This window comes from Nocardia arseniciresistens (genome assembly GCF_046764875.1).
Taxonomy (GTDB): domain Bacteria; phylum Actinomycetota; class Actinomycetes; order Mycobacteriales; family Mycobacteriaceae; genus Nocardia; species Nocardia arseniciresistens.
In genome coordinates this window covers 132,379-153,955 of record NZ_JBKORD010000007.1, presented here as the reverse complement: position 1 = coordinate 153,955, position 21,577 = coordinate 132,379, and the positions used below count along the sequence as shown (strand labels likewise).

General features: G+C 65.7%; 18 protein-coding genes. 11 read left to right on the top strand and 7 right to left on the bottom strand.

Annotated elements, in window-relative coordinates:
• Window positions 1–89 precede the first annotated feature (89 nt).
• Both ACLMAJ_RS14680 and leuA read right to left on the bottom strand, forming a co-directional pair.
• A complete protein-coding gene (locus ACLMAJ_RS14680; protein ID WP_412014430.1) occupies window positions 90–1,754 on the bottom strand; it encodes a MinD/ParA family ATP-binding protein in 1,665 nt (554 codons plus the stop codon).
• A gap of 674 nt (window positions 1,755–2,428) precedes the next feature.
• Window positions 2,429–4,222, bottom strand: coding sequence for a 2-isopropylmalate synthase (gene leuA, locus ACLMAJ_RS14675; protein ID WP_412014213.1), 1,794 nt, complete (start codon window positions 4,220–4,222; stop codon window positions 2,429–2,431).
• Window positions 4,223–4,497: 275 nt separating this feature from the next.
• Between leuA and ACLMAJ_RS14670 the strand changes: the two genes are divergently transcribed.
• The 4 genes from ACLMAJ_RS14670 (at window position 4,498) to ACLMAJ_RS14655 (ending at window position 9,535) form a co-directional block, all read left to right on the top strand.
• Window positions 4,498–5,265, top strand: coding sequence for a sulfite exporter TauE/SafE family protein (locus ACLMAJ_RS14670; protein ID WP_412014212.1), 768 nt, complete (start codon window positions 4,498–4,500; stop codon window positions 5,263–5,265).
• A 113-nt stretch (window positions 5,266–5,378) separates the two neighbouring features.
• Entirely contained in the window at window positions 5,379–6,950 is a 1,572-nt protein-coding gene (locus ACLMAJ_RS14665; protein WP_412014211.1) for an alpha/beta hydrolase, read from the top strand.
• A 59-nt stretch (window positions 6,951–7,009) separates the two neighbouring features.
• Window positions 7,010–8,626 (top strand): GMC oxidoreductase, encoded by a 1,617-nt coding sequence (locus ACLMAJ_RS14660; protein WP_412014210.1) that lies wholly within the window; start codon window positions 7,010–7,012, stop codon window positions 8,624–8,626.
• Between the two features lie 63 nt (window positions 8,627–8,689).
• The gene (locus ACLMAJ_RS14655; RefSeq protein ID WP_412014209.1) at window positions 8,690–9,535 is read left to right on the top strand and encodes an ion transporter; all 846 of its coding nucleotides are present in this window, start codon (window positions 8,690–8,692) and stop codon (window positions 9,533–9,535) included.
• On the opposite strand, the gene ACLMAJ_RS14650 is transcribed toward ACLMAJ_RS14655, so the two are convergent.
• From ACLMAJ_RS14650 to ACLMAJ_RS14635, 4 genes are all read right to left on the bottom strand, one after another.
• Complete coding sequence (locus ACLMAJ_RS14650) at window positions 9,513–10,724, bottom strand: low temperature requirement protein A (protein ID WP_412014208.1); 1,212 nt, start codon at window positions 10,722–10,724, stop codon at window positions 9,513–9,515. The genes ACLMAJ_RS14655 and ACLMAJ_RS14650 overlap by 23 nt on opposite strands.
• Before the next feature lie 72 nt (window positions 10,725–10,796).
• On the bottom strand, window positions 10,797–11,255 hold the full coding sequence (locus ACLMAJ_RS14645; protein WP_412014207.1) for an SRPBCC family protein: 459 nt from the start codon (window positions 11,253–11,255) through the stop codon (window positions 10,797–10,799).
• 273 nt (window positions 11,256–11,528) lie between these two features.
• A complete protein-coding gene (locus tag ACLMAJ_RS14640) occupies window positions 11,529–11,711 on the bottom strand; it encodes a DUF1918 domain-containing protein (RefSeq protein WP_412014206.1) in 183 nt (60 codons plus the stop codon).
• 45 nt (window positions 11,712–11,756) lie between these two features.
• Window positions 11,757–12,350, bottom strand: coding sequence for a TetR/AcrR family transcriptional regulator (locus ACLMAJ_RS14635; protein ID WP_412014429.1), 594 nt, complete (start codon window positions 12,348–12,350; stop codon window positions 11,757–11,759).
• 60 nt (window positions 12,351–12,410) lie between these two features.
• Here ACLMAJ_RS14635 and ACLMAJ_RS14630 point away from each other — a divergent pair, with 60 nt between their 5' ends.
• From ACLMAJ_RS14630 to ACLMAJ_RS14615, 4 genes are all read left to right on the top strand, one after another.
• Window positions 12,411–12,986: a dihydrofolate reductase family protein gene (locus ACLMAJ_RS14630; RefSeq protein WP_412014205.1), complete on the top strand. Its 576-nt coding sequence runs from the start codon at window positions 12,411–12,413 to the stop codon at window positions 12,984–12,986.
• A 56-nt stretch (window positions 12,987–13,042) separates the two neighbouring features.
• A complete protein-coding gene (locus tag ACLMAJ_RS14625; protein WP_412014204.1) occupies window positions 13,043–13,621 on the top strand; it encodes a dihydrofolate reductase family protein in 579 nt (192 codons plus the stop codon).
• Window positions 13,622–13,884: 263 nt separating this feature from the next.
• The gene (locus tag ACLMAJ_RS14620; protein WP_412014203.1) at window positions 13,885–15,150 is read left to right on the top strand and encodes an aspartate kinase; all 1,266 of its coding nucleotides are present in this window, start codon (window positions 13,885–13,887) and stop codon (window positions 15,148–15,150) included.
• A 3-nt stretch (window positions 15,151–15,153) separates the two neighbouring features.
• Window positions 15,154–16,188 carry an aspartate-semialdehyde dehydrogenase gene (locus tag ACLMAJ_RS14615; protein ID WP_412014202.1) on the top strand — a complete coding sequence of 345 codons (1,035 nt, stop codon included), beginning with the start codon at window positions 15,154–15,156 and terminating at the stop codon, window positions 16,186–16,188.
• A 173-nt stretch (window positions 16,189–16,361) separates the two neighbouring features.
• On the opposite strand, the gene ACLMAJ_RS14610 is transcribed toward ACLMAJ_RS14615, so the two are convergent.
• The gene (locus ACLMAJ_RS14610; protein WP_412014201.1) at window positions 16,362–17,711 is read right to left on the bottom strand and encodes a serine hydrolase domain-containing protein; all 1,350 of its coding nucleotides are present in this window, start codon (window positions 17,709–17,711) and stop codon (window positions 16,362–16,364) included.
• A gap of 390 nt (window positions 17,712–18,101) precedes the next feature.
• On the opposite strand from ACLMAJ_RS14610, the gene ACLMAJ_RS14605 reads away from it, so the two are divergent.
• The 3 genes from ACLMAJ_RS14605 to ACLMAJ_RS14595 all read left to right on the top strand — a co-directional run bounded on the left by ACLMAJ_RS14605 (window position 18,102) and on the right by ACLMAJ_RS14595 (window position 21,525).
• Window positions 18,102–19,424 carry an ATP-binding protein gene (locus tag ACLMAJ_RS14605; RefSeq protein WP_412014200.1) on the top strand — a complete coding sequence of 441 codons (1,323 nt, stop codon included), beginning with the start codon at window positions 18,102–18,104 and terminating at the stop codon, window positions 19,422–19,424.
• Between the two features lie 120 nt (window positions 19,425–19,544).
• Window positions 19,545–19,967, top strand: coding sequence for a Fur family transcriptional regulator (locus tag ACLMAJ_RS14600; protein WP_412014428.1), 423 nt, complete (start codon window positions 19,545–19,547; stop codon window positions 19,965–19,967).
• A 70-nt stretch (window positions 19,968–20,037) separates the two neighbouring features.
• A complete protein-coding gene (locus tag ACLMAJ_RS14595; RefSeq protein ID WP_412014199.1) occupies window positions 20,038–21,525 on the top strand; it encodes a catalase in 1,488 nt (495 codons plus the stop codon).
• Window positions 21,526–21,577 lie beyond the last annotated feature (52 nt).

The window sequence follows — 21,577 nt, the reverse complement described above, 5'->3', positions numbered from 1 at the left end:
GGGGCGCAGCATATTTGTGGACGCGAACTACCCCCTGAACTCGACGAGCCCGGCGCGACATGCGCCGGGCTCGTCGAGATTCTCGAGTTCTAGTGCCGTCCGCCCCGGTGCTGCTGCGCACCGATGTAACCGAAATCGTCGGCCACCATAGCGGCGAGTTCCAGCAGTGCGCGCCGGGTCGGCTTGCTCACCAATTCCAGGTCGATTTCCGCACCCTCGGCGAGGTGGTCGTCGAAGGGCACCACCTGGACCGCGCGGGTGCGGTCGAGGAACAGCTTGCGCAGTTGGTCGAGATCAACCGTGGAAGCACCGCGGCGCGAGGCGTTCACCACCACGACCGTGCGCTCGACGAGCTTGCTGTACCCGTGGTGGTCCAGCCAGTCCAGTGTGGCCGACGCGCTGCGCGCGCCGTCGATGGCGGGTGAGGTGACCAGCACCAGCGAGCTGGCCATGTCCAGCACGCCCGCCATGGCCGAGTGCATCAGGCCGGTGCCACAGTCGGTGAGGATGATGTTGTAGAACGATTGCAGAGTCGCGATGGCCTGCCGGTAGTCGGACTCGCTGAAGGCCTCCGACACCGCCGGATCCTGTTCGCTGGCAAGTACTTCCAGTCGGCTCGGCGCCTGCGAGGTATGCGCGCGGACATCCGAGTACCTGGTGATGTGCTGGTCTTCGAGCAGGTTGCGCACGGTGGAGCGGGTCTGGCGCGGAACTCGATGGCCGAGCGTGCCGAGGTCGGGGTTCGCGTCGATCGCGATCACCCGATCACCGCGCATCGTCGAGAACGTCGAACCGAGTCCCACTGTGGTGGTGGTCTTGCCGACGCCACCCTTGAGCGAGAGGATCGCGATCCGGTAGTCCCCGCGCACCGGCTGATTCACTCGCTCGACGAGATCGCGATGGACGAGATCGGCCGCGGATTCGCCGGGATTGAGCATGCCGCCGGTGGCCTTGTGTACCGTCCGGCGCCAGCCGCTGCGAGGCGCCTTGCGGGCGCGCTTGAGCAGATTCAGATCGTTGACCGAATGGCCTGGCTGGCCCGGCTGCGGCATGTGCTGTGGCTGGAACGGCTGTTGCGGCTGATGCGGATTCGGCTCGCCCGGCCAGCCGGGCGGTGGCATCTGACCCATGGGGCCTTGCTGGCCAGGGGGCGGTTGTCCGACGGGCGGGCCCGGTTGCTGGTACATCTGCTGCTGCTGCATCGGCGGTGCGTGCTGCTGCATCGGCGGTGCGTGCTGCTGCATCGGCGGGGGCGGCGGCGCCCAGCTGTAGATCGGCGCGCTCGACTGATCGCCTTGGCCTTCCGACGGGTCCTGCTGCACCCGCCGGACCAACCCATCGGGGCCGATCTCCTGCCGGTACTCGCCGTAGTTCTGCTGATCGGGCGTCGGTTGTACCGGGTGGCCGCCACTCTCGGTCGGGCCGACCGGCGCACCGGGCTGGTAGGGGCCCGGCTGATACGGACCCGGGGGACCCGACTGATACGGAGCGGGCTGGTACTGCTCCGCCGGGTGCGGAGCGAACTGACCGGTGGTGTGCGGCGCGAACTGTTCCTGCGGCGGCGGCGCGAATCCTTCTGGCGGCGGCGGCGCGAACTGGTCCTGCGGTTGCGGCGCGAACTGTTCCTGTGGTGGCGGCGCGAATCCTTCTGGCGGCGGCGGCGCGAACTGGTCCTGCGGCGGCGGCGCGAATCCTTCTGGCGGACCGTAGGACTGCTGTGGCGCGGCGTGCGCATAGGAGGTGGTCTGGTCCATCGGGCCCACCATTGGTGGGAACCCGGCGAACTGCTCCGCCTCCTGCTGTGCAGGCGCTTCCTGCGATTCCGCCTCGGGCCGTTCCTCCGAATCCGTGCTGGATTCCTGCACTTCGGTGGCGTCGGATGGTTCTGGCGCGACGTCGGCAGCCGACACTTCGGCGCTGCGGGTGTCGAGGTCGTCGGCGTCAGCCGCTGTCTGCTGTCCGTCGGCCTCGGTGGTGACCTCGGCCGTATCTACCGAATGACTCTGCAGCCAGGGCGGAGACGTCGGATTGTGGTCGTTTGTAGTCACAGTTCCCCCATCTGCTCGGGAATTCGAGCAGAGAAGCTCGGCGCTTGAATGCAAACCAACGCTAGCACGGGGTTCGGTGACCCGTGCCGTGGTGTAGACGGCGAACACGGCATGCAGACACGCCACCGATCGTGGCCCGATTGCCGGTCTCTGCCAACAATATCGAGAGCCGGACGCCAGGGGCCGTTGGCGACTGCTTGCAGGTCGCTCGAGACGATCGCTAGCGACTGCTTGCAGGTCGCTCGAGACGATCGCTAGCGACTGCTTGCAGGTCGCTCGAGACGATCAGCAACTTTCGTTGCGTACCAAGGCGTCCGGCTCTCACCGTACTTCGTCGACCGAGATGATCGGATCGACCCGGATCAGTGGGCCGACCGAGATCAGTGCGCCCGGTTCACCGCCGAGACCACCGCGCGCAGCGACGCGGTGGTGATGGAGGTGGCGATGCCGACGCCCCACACCACCTTCTCGCCGATCGCGCACTCCACATACGCGGCGGCCTGCGCATCGTCACCCGCCGACATCGCGTGCTCGGAGTAATCCAGCACGCGCACGTCGTAGCCGATCGTCGACAGTGCTTCGACGAACGCGGCGAGCGGTCCGTTGCCGTTGCCGGTGATCTCCTGCTCGGTGCCGTCGACCTTGACGATCGCGGAAATGGCGTCGACGCCGCCGTCGATCTCCGAGGCGGTCACCTTCTGCCGCATCCGCTCCAGCGGCAGAATCGGGCGGAGGTACTCCTCGGAGAAGACGTCCCACATCTCCTTCGGGGTGACCTCGCCGCCCTCGCCGTCGGTGATCCGCTGCACCGCCTGGGAGAACTCGATCTGCAGCCGCCGCGGCAGCACCAGCCCGTGATCGGTCTTCATGATGTAGGCGACGCCGCCCTTGCCGGACTGCGAGTTGACTCGGATGACGGCCTCGTAGGTGCGGCCCACATCCTTCGGGTCGATCGGCAGGTACGGCACCTCCCAGGTGATGTCGTCGACGTCGGAGTTCGCGGCATCCGCGGCCACCTTCATCGCGTCCAGGCCCTTGTTGATCGCGTCCTGATGCGATCCGGAGAACGCGGTGTAGACCAGGTCGCCGCCGTAGGGGTGGCGCTCGTGCACCGGCAGCTGGTTGCAGTATTCGACGGTGCGACGGATTTCGTCGATGTCGGAGAAGTTGATCTGCGGGTCGACGCCGCGGGAGAACAGGTTCATCCCCAACGTGACCAGGCAGACGTTGCCGGTGCGCTCACCATTACCGAACAGGCAGCCTTCGATGCGGTCCGCGCCCGCCTGGTAGCCCAGCTCCGCGGCGGCCACCGCGGTGCCGCGGTCGTTGTGCGGGTGCAGCGAGAGCACGATCGAATCGCGGCGGGCCAGGTTGCGGCTCATCCACTCGATCGAGTCGGCGTAAACGTTCGGGGTCGCCATCTCGACGGTCGCCGGCAGGTTGATGATCATCGGTTTGGCGGGGGTCGGCGCGATGATCTCGGTGACCGCGTCGCAGACCTCCCTGGCGTAGGACAGCTCGGTGCCGGTGTAGGACTCCGGGCTGTACTCGTAGCGCCAGGTGGTGTCCGGGTACTGCTTTTCGATCTCCAGGCACAGCTTCGCCGCATCGGTGGCGATCTTCTTCACCGCGGCCTGGTCCGCGCGGAACACCACACGCCGCTGCAGGACCGAGGTCGAGTTGTAGAAGTGCACGATCACGTTCGTCGCACCCGCGCAGGCCTCGAAGGTGCGCTCGATCAGCTCGGCGCGGCACTGGGTCAGTACCTGGATGGTGACGTCCTCGGGGATCGCGCCGTCCTCGATGATCTCGCGGACGAAGTCGAAATCGGTCTGGCTCGCCGAAGGGAAGCCGACCTCGATCTCCTTGTAACCCATCCGCACCAGCAGGTCGAACATGCGGCGCTTGCGGGCGGGGCTCATCGGGTCGATCAGCGCTTGGTTGCCGTCGCGCAGGTCGACAGCGCACCAGCCGGGCGCGCGATCGATGACCTTGTCGGGCCAGGTGCGGTCGGGCACTTCGATCGGCTCGACCTCCTCGGCGAAGGGCCGGTACCGGAACGTCGGCATCGAGGAGATCTTCTGGGTGTTCCAGCCTGGCTGGTCGGCAGGGGCGGGCTTCGACGGGGGCACGATGGTGCGCGAGCCGGACACGAAGGCGTCAGCGGGGGACATGGCGATTCTCCGAAGGGTGTGGTGGATCCCATTCAAGGGTCGACCGGCGCGGCGGAACCCCGCGACGGGAGGCCGGTCGGATCAGACCCCGTCGCGGCGGCTGAGAAGAAGTGCCCGCTGCATGATGACTGGGAGTTTACCGTGCCGCGTCACCTTCCTCATAGCCCGGTCCTGTCGTCCGGTCATCCGACATTACCTATAGCGTTCCGACCTGGCACACAAACGCTTGTACGGCTTGTCCGGACTCGGTCCGGCGGGACGTCGAAGGATTTCATATGACTTGGCTGGAACAACTGGCCGTTTTCGGCGCGGGCATCGCGGCGGGCGGCATCAACACCATCGTGGGGTCGGGCACCCTGATCACCTTCCCCGTGCTGCTCGCGTTCGGACTTCCTCCGGTGACGGCGAATGTGTCGAACACGATCGGGCTTGTTCCAGGTGGGATAAGCGGCGTGATCGGCTATCGGCGTGAGCTGGAGGGCCAGCGCGCCAGGCTGATCAGGCTCGGCACCGCGTCGCTGCTCGGCGGCACCACCGGCGCGGTGCTGCTGCTGACGCTCCCGGCGACGGCCTTCAAGGCGATCGTGCCGGTGCTGATCATCGCCGCGCTCGTTCTTGTCGTGGTGCAACCGAGGCTGGCACGGTGGGTGAAGCGGCGTCGGGAGGCCGACACCGGGCCGGAACCCGAGCACGGCGGCCTGATCTTGTTCGTCGCGGTTTTCGCCGCGGGCATCTACGGGGGCTACTTCGGCGCGGCCCAGGGGGTGCTGCTGATCGGGCTGCTCGGGGTATTCGTGCATGAGGACATACAGCGGCTCAACGGGGTCAAGAATGTGCTCGGGCTGCTGGTGAACGCGGTATCAGCGGTTGTCTTCACGTTGGTCGCCGACGTGGACTGGACCGTGGTCGCGCTCATCGCGATCGGCTCGGTCATCGGCGGACAATTGGGTGCCAAGATGGGTAGGCGCTTGCCGCCCAATGCGCTGCGCGCGGTCATCGTCGTCGTCGGGATCGTCGCTGTCGTTCGACTGTTGATGTCGTGATTCGCGGTCCGCGTCGGCGCGATGGGTTTGCGGCCCTGGGATATGGATGTGCACAGCCGATCTCGTCATAAGGGAGGACGACGCGGGCATGGTGTTGGCAGAGGATACTCGCTGTGGATAAGTCGAAGATCGTCGTATTCGGTGTGCTGATCGCGCTATTGCCCGCGTTGGGCGGCTGCGGTGAGTCGGCCGAGCGGCAATCAGAGCAGCAGCAGTCCAGGGCGGCCGAACTGGTCGCGCAGTCCGATGCCGCACCGACACCGCGGCTGGACTGGGCGCCGTGTGCGGAACCTGAGCTGAGCAGATATCAATGTGCTGTCGCGGCCGTACCGCTCGACTACGCGCAACCGAACGGCGCGACGATCCCGCTCGCGGTCATCCGCCAGCTCGCCGGAGACCAGGCACAGCGCGTCGGCACACTGTTCGCCGCGGCAGGTGGACCCGGCGGCTCCGGGTTCGACTGGGCGCGCGGCGGTGAACTCTTTCCCGGCGAGCTGAGCAGGCGATTCGATGTGGTCACCTTCGACCAGCGCGGGATCGGACGCAGTTCGCAGGTGCACTGCTTCGCCGATCCCGATGCGCAGCAACGGTTCTGGTCGGCTGCCACGCAGCCACCGGCGAATGCCGAGCAGGAGCGCGCCACCGAGCGCGCAAGTCGTGAGCTGGCGGCCGGTTGTGCCGCACACAGCGCCACATTGCTGCCGCACCTCACGACCGTCGACGCCGCCCGTGACATGGATCTGCTCCGCCGCGCGGTCGGGGATCCGAAGCTCACCTATGCGGGCGGCTCCTACGCGAGCTATCTCGGCGAGGTCTACGGCGCACTGTTCGGTGACCGGGTCCGCGCGTTGCAGCTGAGCGCGATGATCGATCCGGACGCGTACACCAACTCCTCCAGCGCCGCGATCGCCGACACCGCGATCGGTACCGAGGATGTGCTCAGTGAGTTCGTCCGGTTGTGCACACAGGCGGGCCAACCGAAATGCGCGTTCGCGGGTGAGGATGTCCGGGCCCGCGATCGTGCGCTGCTGGATCGATTGCGACAGGGGCCGATCGAAGTGGGGCGCGATGCGGCCGCGGTGCCGGTGAGCTACGGCGAGGCCATCCAGGCACACGCATTGCTGCTCTATGACTCGCAGCGGGGCTGGCCCGCGCTCGCCGAACTGCTTGCCGAACTGGAACGGGGCGCCGACGGCAATCCCACCCTGGTGCGAGAGGTGCTTGCCGCCGCCGCCGTCCGCTTGGATTTCCTCGATTCCTTCACCGCGATCACCTGCGCGGACAGCAAATTTCCCGAACGCGCCGACCAGTGGCCCGCGCTGGCGCGGGAATTCTCGGGCACCGGACCGACCTATGCGGCGTTCTGGCTCTATATGCGGCAGCCATGCGCTTCGTGGCCGGCGCCGCAGGGCGGCTACGCGCAGCGGTTCACCGGCCCGTGGACGCTGCGGTCGGAAGTACCCGCGCTGCTGATCAACAACCGGTTCGATCCGGTGACACCGTTGGTGTTCGCGAAGCGCGCGCAACAACAGATGGGCAATGCGCGGCTGGTCGTCGTCGACGGCTACGGGCATGATCCGGCGGGCGACTGCACCCGCCGGCTACGAGAGGGCTATCTGATCGATCTGCTCCTCCCGGATACCGCCGCTTCCTGCAAGGCCGATCGGGCGCCGTTCGGCGGGTGACGCGGCCGCTCATAGCGGTGTAATCTGCGCTCGGCCATGCGTGATGAGGGAGGTGGCTGGTGCAGAGACGTGCCTTTTTCAAGGCAGCTGGTGCGGCGGCATTATTGGGTGCCGCTGGCACGACGCTGAGTACGGGTACCGCCGCGGCGGATCCGTTCTGGCACGGGCTGTTCCGCAACTGGGTACCGGAAATCTTTGCGCCACTTCCTGATCCGCCCGCGCACTCACCGGCCATCGTGATCGGCTCGGGTTTCGGGGCCGCGGTCACCGCCTTGAGACTCGCCGAGGCCGGTGTCGCGAACACGGTGCTCGAGCGTGGCTCGCGCTGGCCGAGTGACCCGTGGCGAGATATCTTCACCGGCGACGACCTGCCCGACGGCCGCGGCTTCTGGCATCGCACCAGCTTCACCGGCGTCACCAAGGTTCCGATGCAGTTCGCCAAATTCGGCGGCGTGCTCGACTGCACCGAATATCCGGGTATCGATGTGTGGCGTGCCGCGGCTGTCGGCGGCGGCTCGGTGATCTTCACCGGCGCGATGGTCGCGCCGGAACGCCGGTTCTTCGACCAGGTCTTCGGCGGCACCGTCGACTACGGCCAGATGGACCGCGTCTACTACCCGCGGGTGCGAGAGATGTTGCGGCTCAGCACGATTCCGGCGGACCTCTACGGCTCCTCACCGTTCACCCACTCCCGCTGCTGGGACGATCAGGTGCGAAGGGCCGGCTACCAACCGCTGCCGAACGACTCGATATTCAACTGGAACGTCCTGCGTGCCGAACTCTCGGGCGGATCCCGGCCGTCGGCGACCGCGGCCCGCAGCAATCTCGGCAATTCCAACGGCGCGAAATTCGACCTCAACCAGAATTACCTGCGCTCGGCGCAGGACACCGGCAAGTCCGCGGTGTTCCCCGGCCACCGGGTCGACGCGATCGGGCAGGAACCCGGCGGGCGTTATTCGGTCACCGTCACCAAACTCGCGCCGACCGGCGATGTCCTCGGCACCCGCACCCTCACCTGCGATCGGTTGTTCCTCGGTGCGGGCTCGATCGGCACCTCGGAACTGCTCGTTCGTGCCCAGGCCACCGGAACCCTGCCCAACCTCAACGAACACATCGGCGACGGCTGGGGAACCAACGGTGACGTGGTGCTCGCGCGCGGCGCGAGCGAGCTGGCCGGCCTCGGCCAGGCGGTGCCGAGCGTCAGCCGGATCCTCGACGAATCGGTGGTGCCGCTCACCCTCGAAAGTTGGTACATCCCAGGCATTCCGTTCGAGACCGGCGCGCTCGCCTCGCTCGGTATGGTGCTCGATCCAGCCAGGGCCCGCTTCGGCTACGACCGGGCGAGCAACCGCGTCGGGCTGTCCTGGCCGAGCCGGAATCGGGACGAAACGATGGCCGCCGCACGCGCGGTCGACCGGCGCATCGCCGAGCGGTCCAACGCGGTCCAATACAACGCGCTCGGCTACGACGCGAACGCGAACTTCACCGCCCATCCGTTGGGTGGCGCGGTGCTCGGCATGGCCACCGACGGCTATGGCCGCGTGCACGGCCACCCCGGCCTGTACGTGATGGACGGTGCCGCCATTCCTGGGAGCACCGGCACGGTCAACCCGTCGCTGACCATCGCGGCATTGGCCGAGCGGAACATCGAGGCGATCGTCCGCGCCGGGAAATAGCTCTGCTGTCATCGATGCCGATTACTCTCGGCGGGATCGTTCGGCGTCGAAGGGATTCCTCACGTGGCAACTCCGACCACTGTCTCGGATATCGACGAAACGCCGGAGCCCGGTGATTTCCTGCGCAAGCCGCCCGCCCTTTGGTCGGATCTGGTGATGCTGGCGCTCGCCGTCGTCTCGGTGGTGCTGGTCGCCTGGGTCACCTTCTTTCCGGTCAGCGGGCACACCCACCGGGTGATCGTGGCCATCGACTACTCGGTGTGTGCGATCTTCGCCGTGGAATTCCTGTGGCGCTGGCGCAGGGCGGGCTGGCCGTGGACGTTCCCGTTCATCTATTGGTACGAGGTACTGGGCATGATCCCGGTGACGAGCCCGTTCTTCCGCGGGTTCCGGTTACTGCGGATCGTGGTGATCGCGGTCCGTGTCGGCCGCGTCGCCGATCGGGCGCTCGGCGATCGGGTGACCGCCGCCGTGGTGAACCGATTCGTGAAAACCATCGTCGACGTCATCAAGCGCCCGATGACCATCGCCGTGCTCGACGAGGTCGCAGTTGTGCTGCGCTCGGGTCATTACACCCGCAATATCGCCGCGGCGCTGGAGGAGAACCGCGCCGAAATGGACGAGATGATCCTCGAGCTCATCAAGAAGGACCCGGCGGCAGGGCGGGTCCGCTTCATTCCGTTCCACGACGACATCATCAGGTTGATCGCCGACACCACATTCCGCATCGTCTTCCAGGTGCTGGAGGATCCACGGACCGACGAGCTCGTCTCGGACATGTTGCGCGAGAACATCGATCAGATCAGGGACGCCGTACACCACAAGGTGCGCGTCGAACCGTCCGTCTATGGCCCTTCGCGTCCCGAGGCGTCGGTGCGCCATCACCTCAGTCGTGTGCCGCGTGCCTGATCTCGTTGCGCGGCTGCGCGTAGCGGGCCATCTCCCAGAGGATGAGCGCGCCGAGCACCGCGAACAGGATCGATAGCGATGCGAGCGCGGGCAGCGCGGCGGCCAGCGGGATCAGCGCGAGCAGCGCGACAGCGGCCACCAAACGCACCACGGTGACATTGCCTGTCGCGTAGTGCTTGAACCCGACGAGCGCGATCAGATAGAGCACAACGCCGCCGTACAGGCAGAACAGTGGAACGCCGTACAACGCGTCCTTCAGCGTGTGGTGCGATGCGTCGCCCACGTAGTAGAGGACCTTCTTCAAACCGAGCGACAGCGCGATGATTCCCACGATCATCGGGAAATGCCAATACGTGTAGCAATTGCGGGCGATCTTGATCTGCCGTTCGCCCTCGGCCCGTGCGAGCGCGTGTTCCACCGCCAGCGCGGCGACGTCGAAATATGCCCACCACAGCAGCCCCGAGATCCCGAGGCCGAGCAGCGAGCCGAGCGCGATCGGCCACGAGATCGGTAGTCCGGCCACGCCGATACCGATCGACACGATCGATTCGCCGAGCGCGACGATGATGATCAGTCCGTACCGCTCGGAGAAATGGCTGGCCGAATTCACCCGCCAGTCCTCGCCCGCGAGCAAGGTCCACAGCATGTCGCCCGCGATCGCGGCTATCCACAGCCCGATCTGCAGCGTCCCCGAGGTGGTCGCGGCGATCACGAGCAGGGTGGTTCCGATGGTGATCGAACCGGCTCCCCATTTCATCACCTGCCTGCGCAATTGCCGGTCTTCGGTGCTGGCCAGCCAGAACATGACCAGATGCACCAGCCGCACGAGCAGGTACGCGATCGCGAAGACCAGCGGGCCGAACCAACCGCCCGGCAGGTCGCGGTAGGCCTCCGGAATGGTGAGCGCCGCCAGGAATACCCCGCCCATGGCGACGAACATGGCGACCCTGGTGACGCCCTCGTCGGCGCGCACCGCATTGCCGAGCCAGGAGTAGGCGATCCAGACCCACCACATCACCGCGAGCACCAGCGTCGCGCGCACCAGGTTCTTCGCGCTGGTCTGCTCCGCGGCCAGGTCGGTGACCATGGTGAACGCGAAGACGAGAACGAGGTCGAAGAACAACTCGAGCTGAGTTACCGAATCACCTTCGGACACCTGCCGCAGCCGAATCGCTTTGGAACCGATCATGGTCCATATATTCGCACCCCTGTGCGACAGTCGCGCGTCGGATTCCTGCGCGCCCGCTGCTGTCACTCGTCGCTATACAGCCTCGGTCGTTTCGGTGTCCGGAAATCGTTCGGCGAAGTCGATGAAGTTCGCCACCGCCTCTTCGTTCGAACGGCGCAGCGTCCGACTGACCAGGAGCCCGGGAACCGGGATCGGCAGATAGAGTTCGACGTGATACCAGACGTCGGTACCGTCCGCGCCGTCGGAAATCTCGAACCAGCCGCCGCCCTTGACGCCGCGCGTGCTGTCGGTGACCTCCCACTCGGACCTGTTGTCGGTCCAGTCGTATTCCAGGACCTGCAAATCAGGTCCGCCCATCAACTCCGCCTTGACGAATACCCGTCGCGGCCGACCCTCGTCATCCCGCGACGCGACCCGTGCGTCGCGGTAGGAGTTCGACCATTCGGGCAGCAGTTCGACTGCGGCCAAAGCGTCCATCACTTGATCAGGGTCGGCATCGACGACGAATCGGATATCGGTTTTTGTGCGCATCCATACCTCCGCCCCCACCCAATTACTCGGCCGATTGTGCCCAGCGACACATACGATCGTCAACTGTGTGGTCAGTGGCCGAGACCACCTCGAGCGGGCCCGCGCGCCGAGCGCGTCACCGGTATCGACCGATCATGAACGGGCGAACGCTTTTTGGGCTCACGGTGCGGTCGGAAAGGCGAATTCGCCGATCCAGCCGACTTGGCAGTCGGTGCATGCGTCGTCAGGCATGGCCGGATGACGTTCCGGCCAAGCCCATGGGGCTGGAGTTCGCTACCCCGGCTCGATAATCGCGTCCGGTCCCGGAAAGACGAGCGACTCGTGCCCGTCGTCATAACGCACCAGGTAGGGCGGTGCGCCCTCGGGTCCGTGAACCTCGATGATCTTGCCGTGGCGATCACCTTGTCCCACAACGTGCCCATGGACCAGGAGTTGGTCTCCGACATTCGCCATCATCGCTCCATTATCGAACGTGAGTGATGCGCGTCACAAGCGCCTATATCAGTCCCGGCCGCCGATGATCCGCTCTACTGCCGCCTCGATCAGCTCCTGACTCTGCTCCTCGGTGAAGATGTCCGGCAGCGTGAGCCGGTCGACGATCAGCCAATTCAGCGCCAGGTACAGCAGAAGTACCGATTTCTCGTCGCCGGGCAGTCCGGACGCGAGGTGGTTGCGCACGTTGTAATCGATGTCGGCGCGCACCCGCTCGCTCAGCACCGCGCGCAGTTCCGGCCGCCGGGTCGCCTCCAGTCGTAGTTCGAGCACTGCCAGGTAGCCGGTGCGGAAGGCCTCGATGCGCGCGACGGTCTCCTTCAGCAACTCGACGATGTTCGCTCGGGTTTTCGGTCCATCGGTGAGCTGAGCCATGGTCGCCTCGCTCGGTTGCAGGCGCTCGTAGAAGCGGCTACCCGCCTGGGTCAGCAGGTCGTCGCGGCTGGCGAAGTAGTTCGACGCCGTACCCGCGGGCACGCTCGCCTCCTTGTCTACCGCGCGGAAGGTCAGTCCGCGGGCACCTTCTTTCGCGAGCACCTCGATGGCCGCGTCGATCAACGTTTGCCGCCGTTGCGGGTTGGTCCGCACTTGACACCACTCCATCCGTAGTACTACATTCGAAATCACTACAGACAGAGTACAACAGATCGGGCGGTTTCGAAGATGCGCAAGCTTGTTTACTACGTCGGCGTTTCTCTCGACGGATACATCGCAGGCCCGGCGGGCGAATACGACTTCTATCCGACCGACGCCGACATGATGGCCTGGATCAACCAGCGGTATCCGGAGTTCGTCCCCACTCATTTTCGGCCGAGTATCGAGATCGCGCCGGGTGAACCCGGCAAGCGCTTCGACGCGGTGCTGATGGGGCGCGGCTCCTACGAACCCGGCCTGTCGGAAGGCGTGACAAGTCCGTTCGCGCATATGAAGCAGTACGTCGTGTCCAGCACGCTCGGTCGTATCGATGACCCGAAGGTCGAGCTGATCGAGAGCGACCCTCTCGGCCTGGTGCGGCGGTTGAAAAAGGAAGAGGGCGGCGATATCTGGCTCTGCGGCGGTGGAAAGCTGGCCACGCAGCTGCTCGACGAGCTCGACGAATTGATCGTCAAGAGCTACCCGGTCGTCGCGGGCGGCGGTGTGTCCATGTTCTCCGGCGGCTTCCGCCCGACGCTGTTCGCGCCGACGCGGCGCAAGGAATTCGGCAATGGGGCCCAGGTCACCTGGCTCACCAAGGTCTGACGAACCTCGCGACCACAACCCCACAACCCCACAACTACGCAGAGAGCGGTACCTACATGCGAAAGCTGATCTACTTCGTCGGCATGTCCCTCGACGGCTACATCGCCGGCCCGAACGGTGAGATCGACTTCTGCCCGGTGCCCGAAGACATGCTGAACTGGATTCGCACCGAGTATCCCGAGACCCTGCCCACCCACGCGCGACCGCACCTGGGTATGGCTGTGGATGCTCCGAATCGCAGCTTCGACACCCTGGTGATGGGTAGGGGCACCTACGAACCCGCACTGGCCATCGGCGTCACGAGTCCATACGCCCACATGAAGCAGTACGTGGTCTCGAGCACGCTCGGCCGGATCGACGACCCGACAGTGGAATTGGTCGAGAGCGACCCCGTCGGCCTCATCCGCAAGCTGAAGCAAGAAGAGGGCATGGACATCTGGCTGGCTGGCGGCGGAAAATTCGCCGCCGCCTTGCTCGACGAGATCGATGAACTCGTCATCAAGAGCTATCCGGTGGTCGCGGGCAAAGGCACGCCCGCCTTCGCGGGCGAATTCCGCCCGACGCTGTTTCGTCCGACGCAGCGCTCGGAGGTCAGCAGCAATGGAACACAGGTCACCTGGTTCACCAGGGCTTGACCGAATGTCATGGCCATCGACCTGCACGCCGACGAGGTCGAGTCCAGCCGATTGTGCGGGTCCGGCGGGACGGCGAGTAGTTGATCGCGGTGTTCCAGAACACAAAATATCGGTGGTTGCCGGCGACCCTTTCGACCGAGTTCGATTCGCGAACGGCCCCTTCGATACTCGCGGGCTGAGGAGGTACCGACAAATCCATTGGACCCCGGTCGGTAGTCTTGGTGGCTGTTAGCAGCTGATTGTCGATCTTGGAGGACCCTGTCGTGGCTCTCGTTGTTCAGAAGTACGGAGGATCCTCGGTGGCAACCGCCGAGCGTATCCGGCGCGTCGCTGAACGGATCGTCGAGACGAAGAAGCAGGGCCACGACGTGGTGGTCGTCTGCTCGGCTATGGGCGACACCACCGACGAGCTCTTGGATCTGGCCCAGCAGGTGGCCCCCGCGCCACCCGCCCGCGAGATGGACATGTTGCTCACCTCGGGTGAGCGCATCTCCAACGCGCTTGTGGCCATGGCCATCCACTCACTCGGCGCCGAGGCCCGCTCGTTCACCGGTTCGCAAGCAGGCGTGATCACCACGGGCTCGCACGGCAACGCGAAGATCATCGATGTCACGCCGGGTCGAGTCCGCGCCGCGCTCGACGAGGGCCTTGTCGTGCTTGTCGCGGGCTTCCAGGGCGTCAGTCAGGACAGCCGCGATGTCACCACGCTCGGCCGTGGCGGCTCCGACACCACAGCGGTCGCGCTGGCCGCGGCGCTGCAGGCGGATGTCTGCGAGATCTACACCGATGTGGACGGCGTCTTCACCGCGGACCCGCGGATCGTGCCGGATGCGCAGAAGTTGGAGCAGGTCTCCTACGAGGAGATGCTCGAGCTCGCGGCCTGCGGCGCGAAGGTACTCATGCTGCGCTGCGTGGAATACGCGCGCCGCTACAACGTTCCCGTTCATGTGCGCTCGTCTTACACCGACAAGCCCGGCACCTACGTATCTGGATCGATGGAGGACATCCCCTTGGAGCAAGCAATCCTCACGGGCGTCGCGCACGACCGCAGCGAGGCCAAGGTGACCGTGGTCGGACTGCCGGACGAGCCTGGCTACGCGGCCAAGGTGTTCCGCGCAATCGCCGATGCCGAAATCAACATCGACATGGTGCTACAGAACATCTCCAAGATCGATACCGGTAAGACCGACATCACCTTCACGTTGCCCAAGACCGATGGCTCGCGCGCGGTCGAGATGCTGACCAAGCGTCAGGAAGAGATCGGCTTCGCCCAGGTGGTCTACGACGACCACATCGGCAAGGTCTCACTCGTCGGCGCAGGTATGAAGAGCCACCCCGGCGTCACGGCCACCTTCTGTGAGGCGCTGGCCGACGCGGGTGTGAATATCGACCTCATCTCCACCTCCGAGATCCGGATCTCGGTGCTGGTCAAGGACACCGAACTGGACGAAGCCGTCCAGGTGCTGCACCGTGCCTTCGACCTGGGCGGCGACGATGTCGCCGTGGTCCACGCGGGAACAGGACGTTAAGCCATGGGAGTTCGAGTAGGTGTCGTCGGCGCGACCGGACAGGTCGGCGCCGTCATGCGAAAGCTGCTGGAGGAGCGCGGCTTCCCGGCCGATGAGATCCGCTTCTTCGCCTCGTCGCGCTCGGCGGGTAAGAAACTGCCGTGGCGCGGCGGCGAGATCGTGGTCGAGGACACCGAGACCGCCGATCCGTCCGGCCTCGACATCGCGCTGTTCTCGGCGGGCGCCACCATGTCCCGCGTGCAGGCTCCGCGTTTCGCGGCCGCCGGTGTCACGGTCATCGACAACTCGTCGGCCTGGCGCAAAGACCCCGAGGTCCCGCTGGTGGTCAGCGAGGTGAACCCGGAACAGACGCGCAATCTGATCAAGGGCATCATCGCCAACCCGAACTGCACGACCATGGCGGCGATGCCGGTGCTCAAGCCGCTGCACGATGTGGCAGGGCTACGGCGCCTGATCATCTCCAGCTACCAGGCGGTGTCCGGCAGCGGTCTCGCCGGTGTCGAGGAACTGGTCTCCCAGGTGCGCGCCGTGGTCGGCGACGCCGAAAAGCTTGTGCACGACGGCAGTTCGGTGCAGTTCCCGGCACCGAACAAGTATGTCGCGCCGATCGCCTTCGACGTGATCCCGCTGGCGGGCGCCCTGGTCGACGACGGCTCCGGCGAGACCGACGAGGATCAGAAGCTGCGCAACGAAACCCGTAAGATCCTCGGCCTTCCCGAACTGCTCGTCAGCGGCACCTGCGTTCGGGTGCCGGTATTCACCGGTCACTCGCTGTCGATCAACGCCGAATTCGCCGAACCGATTTCGGTCGAACGCGCCAAGGAACTGCTGGCCAAGGCGCCGGGCGTCAAGCTCGTCGACGTGCCTACCCCGCTGGAGGCCGCGGGCAAGGACGAATCCCTCGTCGGCCGGATCCGTCAGGATCCCGGCGTGCCGGACGGCCGCGGCCTCGCACTGTTCCTCTCGGGTGACAACCTCCGAAAGGGTGCCGCCCTGAACACCATCCAGATCGCCGAGGTCCTGCTCGCCGATCGGTAGGGCGAACATCGAGTTCATCGAACGGCGCAGTGGTCCAATTCGGTTGGACCACTGCGCCGTTCGGCATTCACACCTCGCCCGGTCGCGTCGATCCGGCTGCCGCGGGCCGTCGATGCGGTCCGCGATCGCGGCTTCGAAGAGAGCTCCTCGGTGGGGGAGCCGACTTCGCTGATTCAGCGAATGCCGGGTGTGCGCGGATCGGGCCCGAGGCAGACCAGAACGACGCAGCCGGGTGCGGTATCCGCGAAAGGCGCTGCGAGCGGCTGGTTCAGGCAGGCGAAGACATTGCAGCCGGGGTAGGCGGACGGTCCGATCCCGAATACCGCGAGCAGGATGTTCGAATCGACGAACCTGCTCGGGTCCAGCCGCACCGGCGGCTCGACGAAGGGGCCGGGGTCGGGTAGTGGGTTTTCGTAGAATGCGGCGAACACCTTGCGGAAGAACTCGTGCGGCAATTCCGCGGTGTTCTGCACGACTCCGGACGGACCTTGACTGCTGCGGTTGCCGAAGACTCCGGTCCAGACCACCGTCATGTCCAGGCTCGGGATGATGAAGACGTCCTGCATGCCGAGCCCCGCCATCGAATACACATCGGCGGGCAGGAAGGCGGGGGTCTCCGTGCAGGCCGGTCCGACCCAGAAAAGGTACCCGTAGCAGCTGTTCCTCGCCGATGGCCGGTGCGCCTGCCGCAGATACTCCTGCGACACCAGTTGTGCTGTGCCCCAACGGCCTTCGTTGCTCACCAGCAGGCCGAGTTTTGCGAAATCGTTCGGTGGGATCATCAAGTGGGCGTAGCCGTAGGTATGCCCAGCGCGATCGCGAGCCCAGTAATAGTCGCCGCGGGCAATGCCGAGCGGATCGAACAGCTGCCGTTGCGCGAACTCCTGCAACGGTTCACCGACCGCGAGCTCGATGACATACGCGAGCAGGTCGACATTGCGCTGGCTGTAGCTGAAGGCCTCGCCCGGCGGGTTGACCAACGGCACCCCGAGCGCCTGCACCGCACTGTTCGGGTCGAGCGGAATCACGCCGGTAATGCCCTCGGTGAGCACCCCGACCGGCATGCCCGAGGTCTCGGTGAGCAGGTTTTCCACCGTGATCGACCGATGTACCTCGTCGCCGAGCCCCGGCGGCAGATACCGATCGATCGGCGCATCAATGTCGAGTTCGCCTCGATCCCATGCCATTCCGGCAAGGATGGAGACCACGCTCTTGGTCGCACTCCAGATATTCCACGCGACGTTTCCGGTCTGGTCGTTCGTCGGGCCCTCGCCGATCAGGCAATTGTGCCGGAAGATCTGCACGTTCAACCGATTTCGCCCGCCCGCGAAGGCCAGCGCTTCGGCGAGCCGCTGCGAATCCAGCCCCACTTGCTCCGGTGCGGCCCGCTCCGGTTGCCGGCCGGAGGACACCTCGCACTCGACCTGCCCGGCCGAGTTCGCCTGCGCACTCCCGGCAAACACGCTCCCCGCCACCAGCGATACCGCCGCGATTCCTGCCAGGAATCCGTAGAAACGCCCCATGGGCAAAGGCTATCGCGCCAGGACCCGATGCAAGGGTCAACAGGCTGAACGTCGTTCACCCAAAGGACCGGAATACGCGAAACGCCGCCAGGCCCGCAGACCTGGCGGCGCTGAGTCGCCGGACGCCACGCAGCGTCACGACTCGGATGCCGACGTCCCACAAGCGCCTCTCGGCGGGTGGTCGCTCGAAGCGACAAAAAGGGGTGAGGCCCGGGGCTGTCCGGACGCCGACAGAGGGGATCAACCTCGGCGCACCGCGATCTATTCCGCGCCGTCGGATGTGACCCGCGCAACGGCAACGGCGAGCCGCTCGCATCGACCGGCGAGACGGGCCGCCGGGTCACTCGTGCCTAGAATCAGGGCGGAGCACGAACATGGACAGGGGGCGCTGTGAGCGAAGATCCGGTGCTGACGGAAATGCTTGCGCTGCTGGAACGCAGCCCCGATGTGCTGCCGATTCGCGTGCGCGTCATCGAGCTGCTCCTCGACCGAAGCAGGCACGTCGACGCGCTCGCGCATTGCGCGGAGGCTCTTGTATCCGACGAGCGAAATGCAGAGGTGCTCGCGTTGCTACAGCGGTGCACCACCGCGCTCGTCGCAGCCTCGGCTGTCGACGATGAGCCGATTGCGGCGGACAGCCCGATCGAACCGAGCGTTGCAGCGTCCGAGCGCGACCGATTCCATCCCGACCGATCCGAACCCGACCGCGACCAGCCTCACCAGTACGACTGGCAGGCAGCCGAAAGCCAGGTCGGCGATATCATCGCACCGGCTTTCGTCGACCCCGCTTCCGTCGGGGGCGCCGCTGATACCTTCATCTCCGAAGATGACGTGGCCTTCATCGAACGTCCCAACCTCACTCTCACCGAGGTCGGCGGAATGGACGAGGTGAAGCGGCAGCTCGACCTGTCGCTGCTCGGACCGCTGCGCAACCCGGAACTCGCCAAGGCCTACCGCACCAGTGCCAGGGGTGGGTTGTTGCTCTACGGCCCGCCGGGATGCGGCAAAACCTTCATCGCCTCGGCGGTTGCCGGTGAGCTCGGCGCGAACTTCTTCCCGATCGAGATCGCCGAGGTGCTCGACATCTACCTCGGCGCAGGTGAACGAAATCTGCACCAGGTGTTCGAGACCGCGCGCCGCAACGCGCCCTGCGTGCTGTTCTTCGACGAGATCGATGCTCTCGGCCACAAGCGCAGCCAGATGACGCACTCGGCGGGCATGCGTTCGGTGGTCAACCAGCTGCTCACCGAGATGGACTCGATGTCGAGCAGCAACGAGGGCATCTATGTGATGGGCGCGACCAACCATCCATGGGATGTCGATATCGCACTGCGCCGCCCCGGTCGTTTCGATCGAATGATCCTGGTGACCCTGCCGGATTACGATGCGCGGCGTTCGATCCTGCATCACCACCTGCGTGCTCGGCCGGTCGCGGGGATCGATCTCGGCAAGATCGCCAAGCGCACCGACGGCTTCTCGGGCGCGGACCTCGCCCATGTGTGCACCTCGGCCACCCAGCTGGCAATGGCCGACTCGATCACCTCGGGCGCCGTACGTCCCGTCACAATGCGGGACATCGAGATCGCACTGGCCCAGATCAAACCGAGTACCGGTGCCTGGTTCGAATCCGCTCGCAACGTCGTCGAGTTCGCCAACAATGACGGCGCTTACGACGAGTTGGCGAAGTACATGCGGCGCAAGAATTCTCGATAGGCCGCCGATGCCAGGGGTCGCGGTGTGCGGGGTGGTGGCGGCCATCGAACCCGCGGCTTTTCTTGACTGATTCCAATTCTTATCTTGACTAATTCCAGAAAAGCGGCAACTATCGGGGGCATGCACACCGACGCCACCGATCCGCGCGAGCAGTTGCGCGCGGCCGGCCTGCGGGTTACCGCCCCGCGGGTCGCGGTGCTGGATGCGGTCGCGGCCCGACCACATTCCGACGCCGATCAGGTGGCTGTCACGGTCAGGGAAGCTCTGGGTTCGGTATCCACGCAGGCCGTCTACGACGTGCTTCGGGCCTGCGTGAATGCCGCAATCCTGCGGCGTATCGAGCCGGCCGGTTCGGCCGCGCTCTACGAGACCCGGATCGGGGACAACCATCATCACCTGGTGTGCCGACGCTGCGGCACGGTCGTGGACGTGGATTGTGTCGTGGGCAGCGCCCCTTGCCTGGAACCCGTGGACGATCACGGGTTCACGATCGACGAGGCCGAGGTCGTGTTCTGGGGTCTATGCCCTACATGTCGTTCCTAAGGACGGCTCTCACCTGACATCGCGGGTCAGCCCACCCGAGATGTTGCACATCAGCCAAGGAGGCTTCGAGATGACCAAGCCGACAACCACCAACAGCGGTACCCCTGTGCAGAGCGACGACGAGTCGCTTACCGCGGGTACTCAGGGCCCGATCCTGCTGCACGACCACTACCTCATCGAGAAGCTCGCCCAGTTCAACAGGGAACGGGTGCCGGAGCGGATCGTGCACGCCAAGGGCGCGGGCGCCTACGGTGAATTGGTTGTGACCAACGACGTCAGCCGCTACACCAAGGCCAAGCTGTTCCAGCCGGGTGCGCGGACCGAGTCGCTGGTGCGGTTCTCGACCGTGGCCGGTGAGCAGGGCAGCCCGGACACCTGGCGCGACCCGCGCGGTTTCGCGGTGAAGTTCTATACCGAGGACGGCAATTACGACCTCGTCGGCAACAACACCCCGGTCTTCTTCATCAAGGACCCGATCAAGTTCCCCGACTTCATTCGTTCGCAGAAGCGGCTGCCCGGCAGCGGTTTACGCGATCACACCATGCAATGGGACTTCTGGACCCTGCGTCCGGAAACCGCGCATCAGGTGACGTGGCTGATGGGGGACCGCGGCGTCCCGAAGACCTACCGCCACATGAACGGCTACGGTTCGCACACCTACCAGTGGATCAACGCCGCAGGCGAGCGCTTCTGGGTGAAATACCACTTCAAGACCGACCAGGGCATCGACTACCTGACCCAGGCCGACGCCGATCGGATCGCGGGCGAGGACGCCGATTACCACCGCAAGGACCTGTGGGAGTCGATCGAGCGCGGCGAGTTCCCGAGCTGGACGGTGCACGTGCAGGTCATGCCGGTCGCCGAGGCCGACGGCTACCGGTTCAACCCGTTCGACCTGACCAAGGTGTGGTCGCACAAGGACTACCCGCTGATCGAGGTCGGTAAGTGGACCCTGAACCGCAACCCTGGCAACTACTTCGTCGATATCGAGCAGGCCGCCTTCGAGCCTTCGAGTGTCGTGCCCGGCATCGGTTTCTCGCCGGACAAGATGCTGCTCGGCCGGGTGTTCGCCTACGCGGATGCACACCGTTACCGGATCGGCGCCAACTACGCGCAGCTGCCGCCGAACCGGGCCAAGGCCGCCGAGGTGAACTCCTACTCCAAGGAGGGCGCCATGCGTTACGACTACAACGACGCGAATGTGCCTGTCTACGCACCGAATTCGTTCGGCGGCCCGCACGCCGACCCGGACCGGGCGCCCGACGGCGGCAGCTGGGACTTCGATCCGACCATCGTGCGTGCGGGCTACATCCAGCACCCCGAGGACGGCGACTTCACCCAGGCGGGCACCCTGGTGCGCGAGGTCCTCGACGATGACCAGCGCGACCGCCTGGTGAACAACATCGTCGGCCACGTGCTCGGCGGTGTGCGGGAGCCGGTGCTCACCCGAGTCTTCGAGTACTGGTCGAAGGTGGACTCGGATCTCGGCAAGCGGGTCGAGGAGGGCGTCCGCGCCGGTCTCGACGATGGCGCGACCCCGCCGCCCGCACAGGGCTGACTCGGCTGCGCAGGGTCGAGTCGCCGCCCCGATTTTCCGGCGACTCGACCGC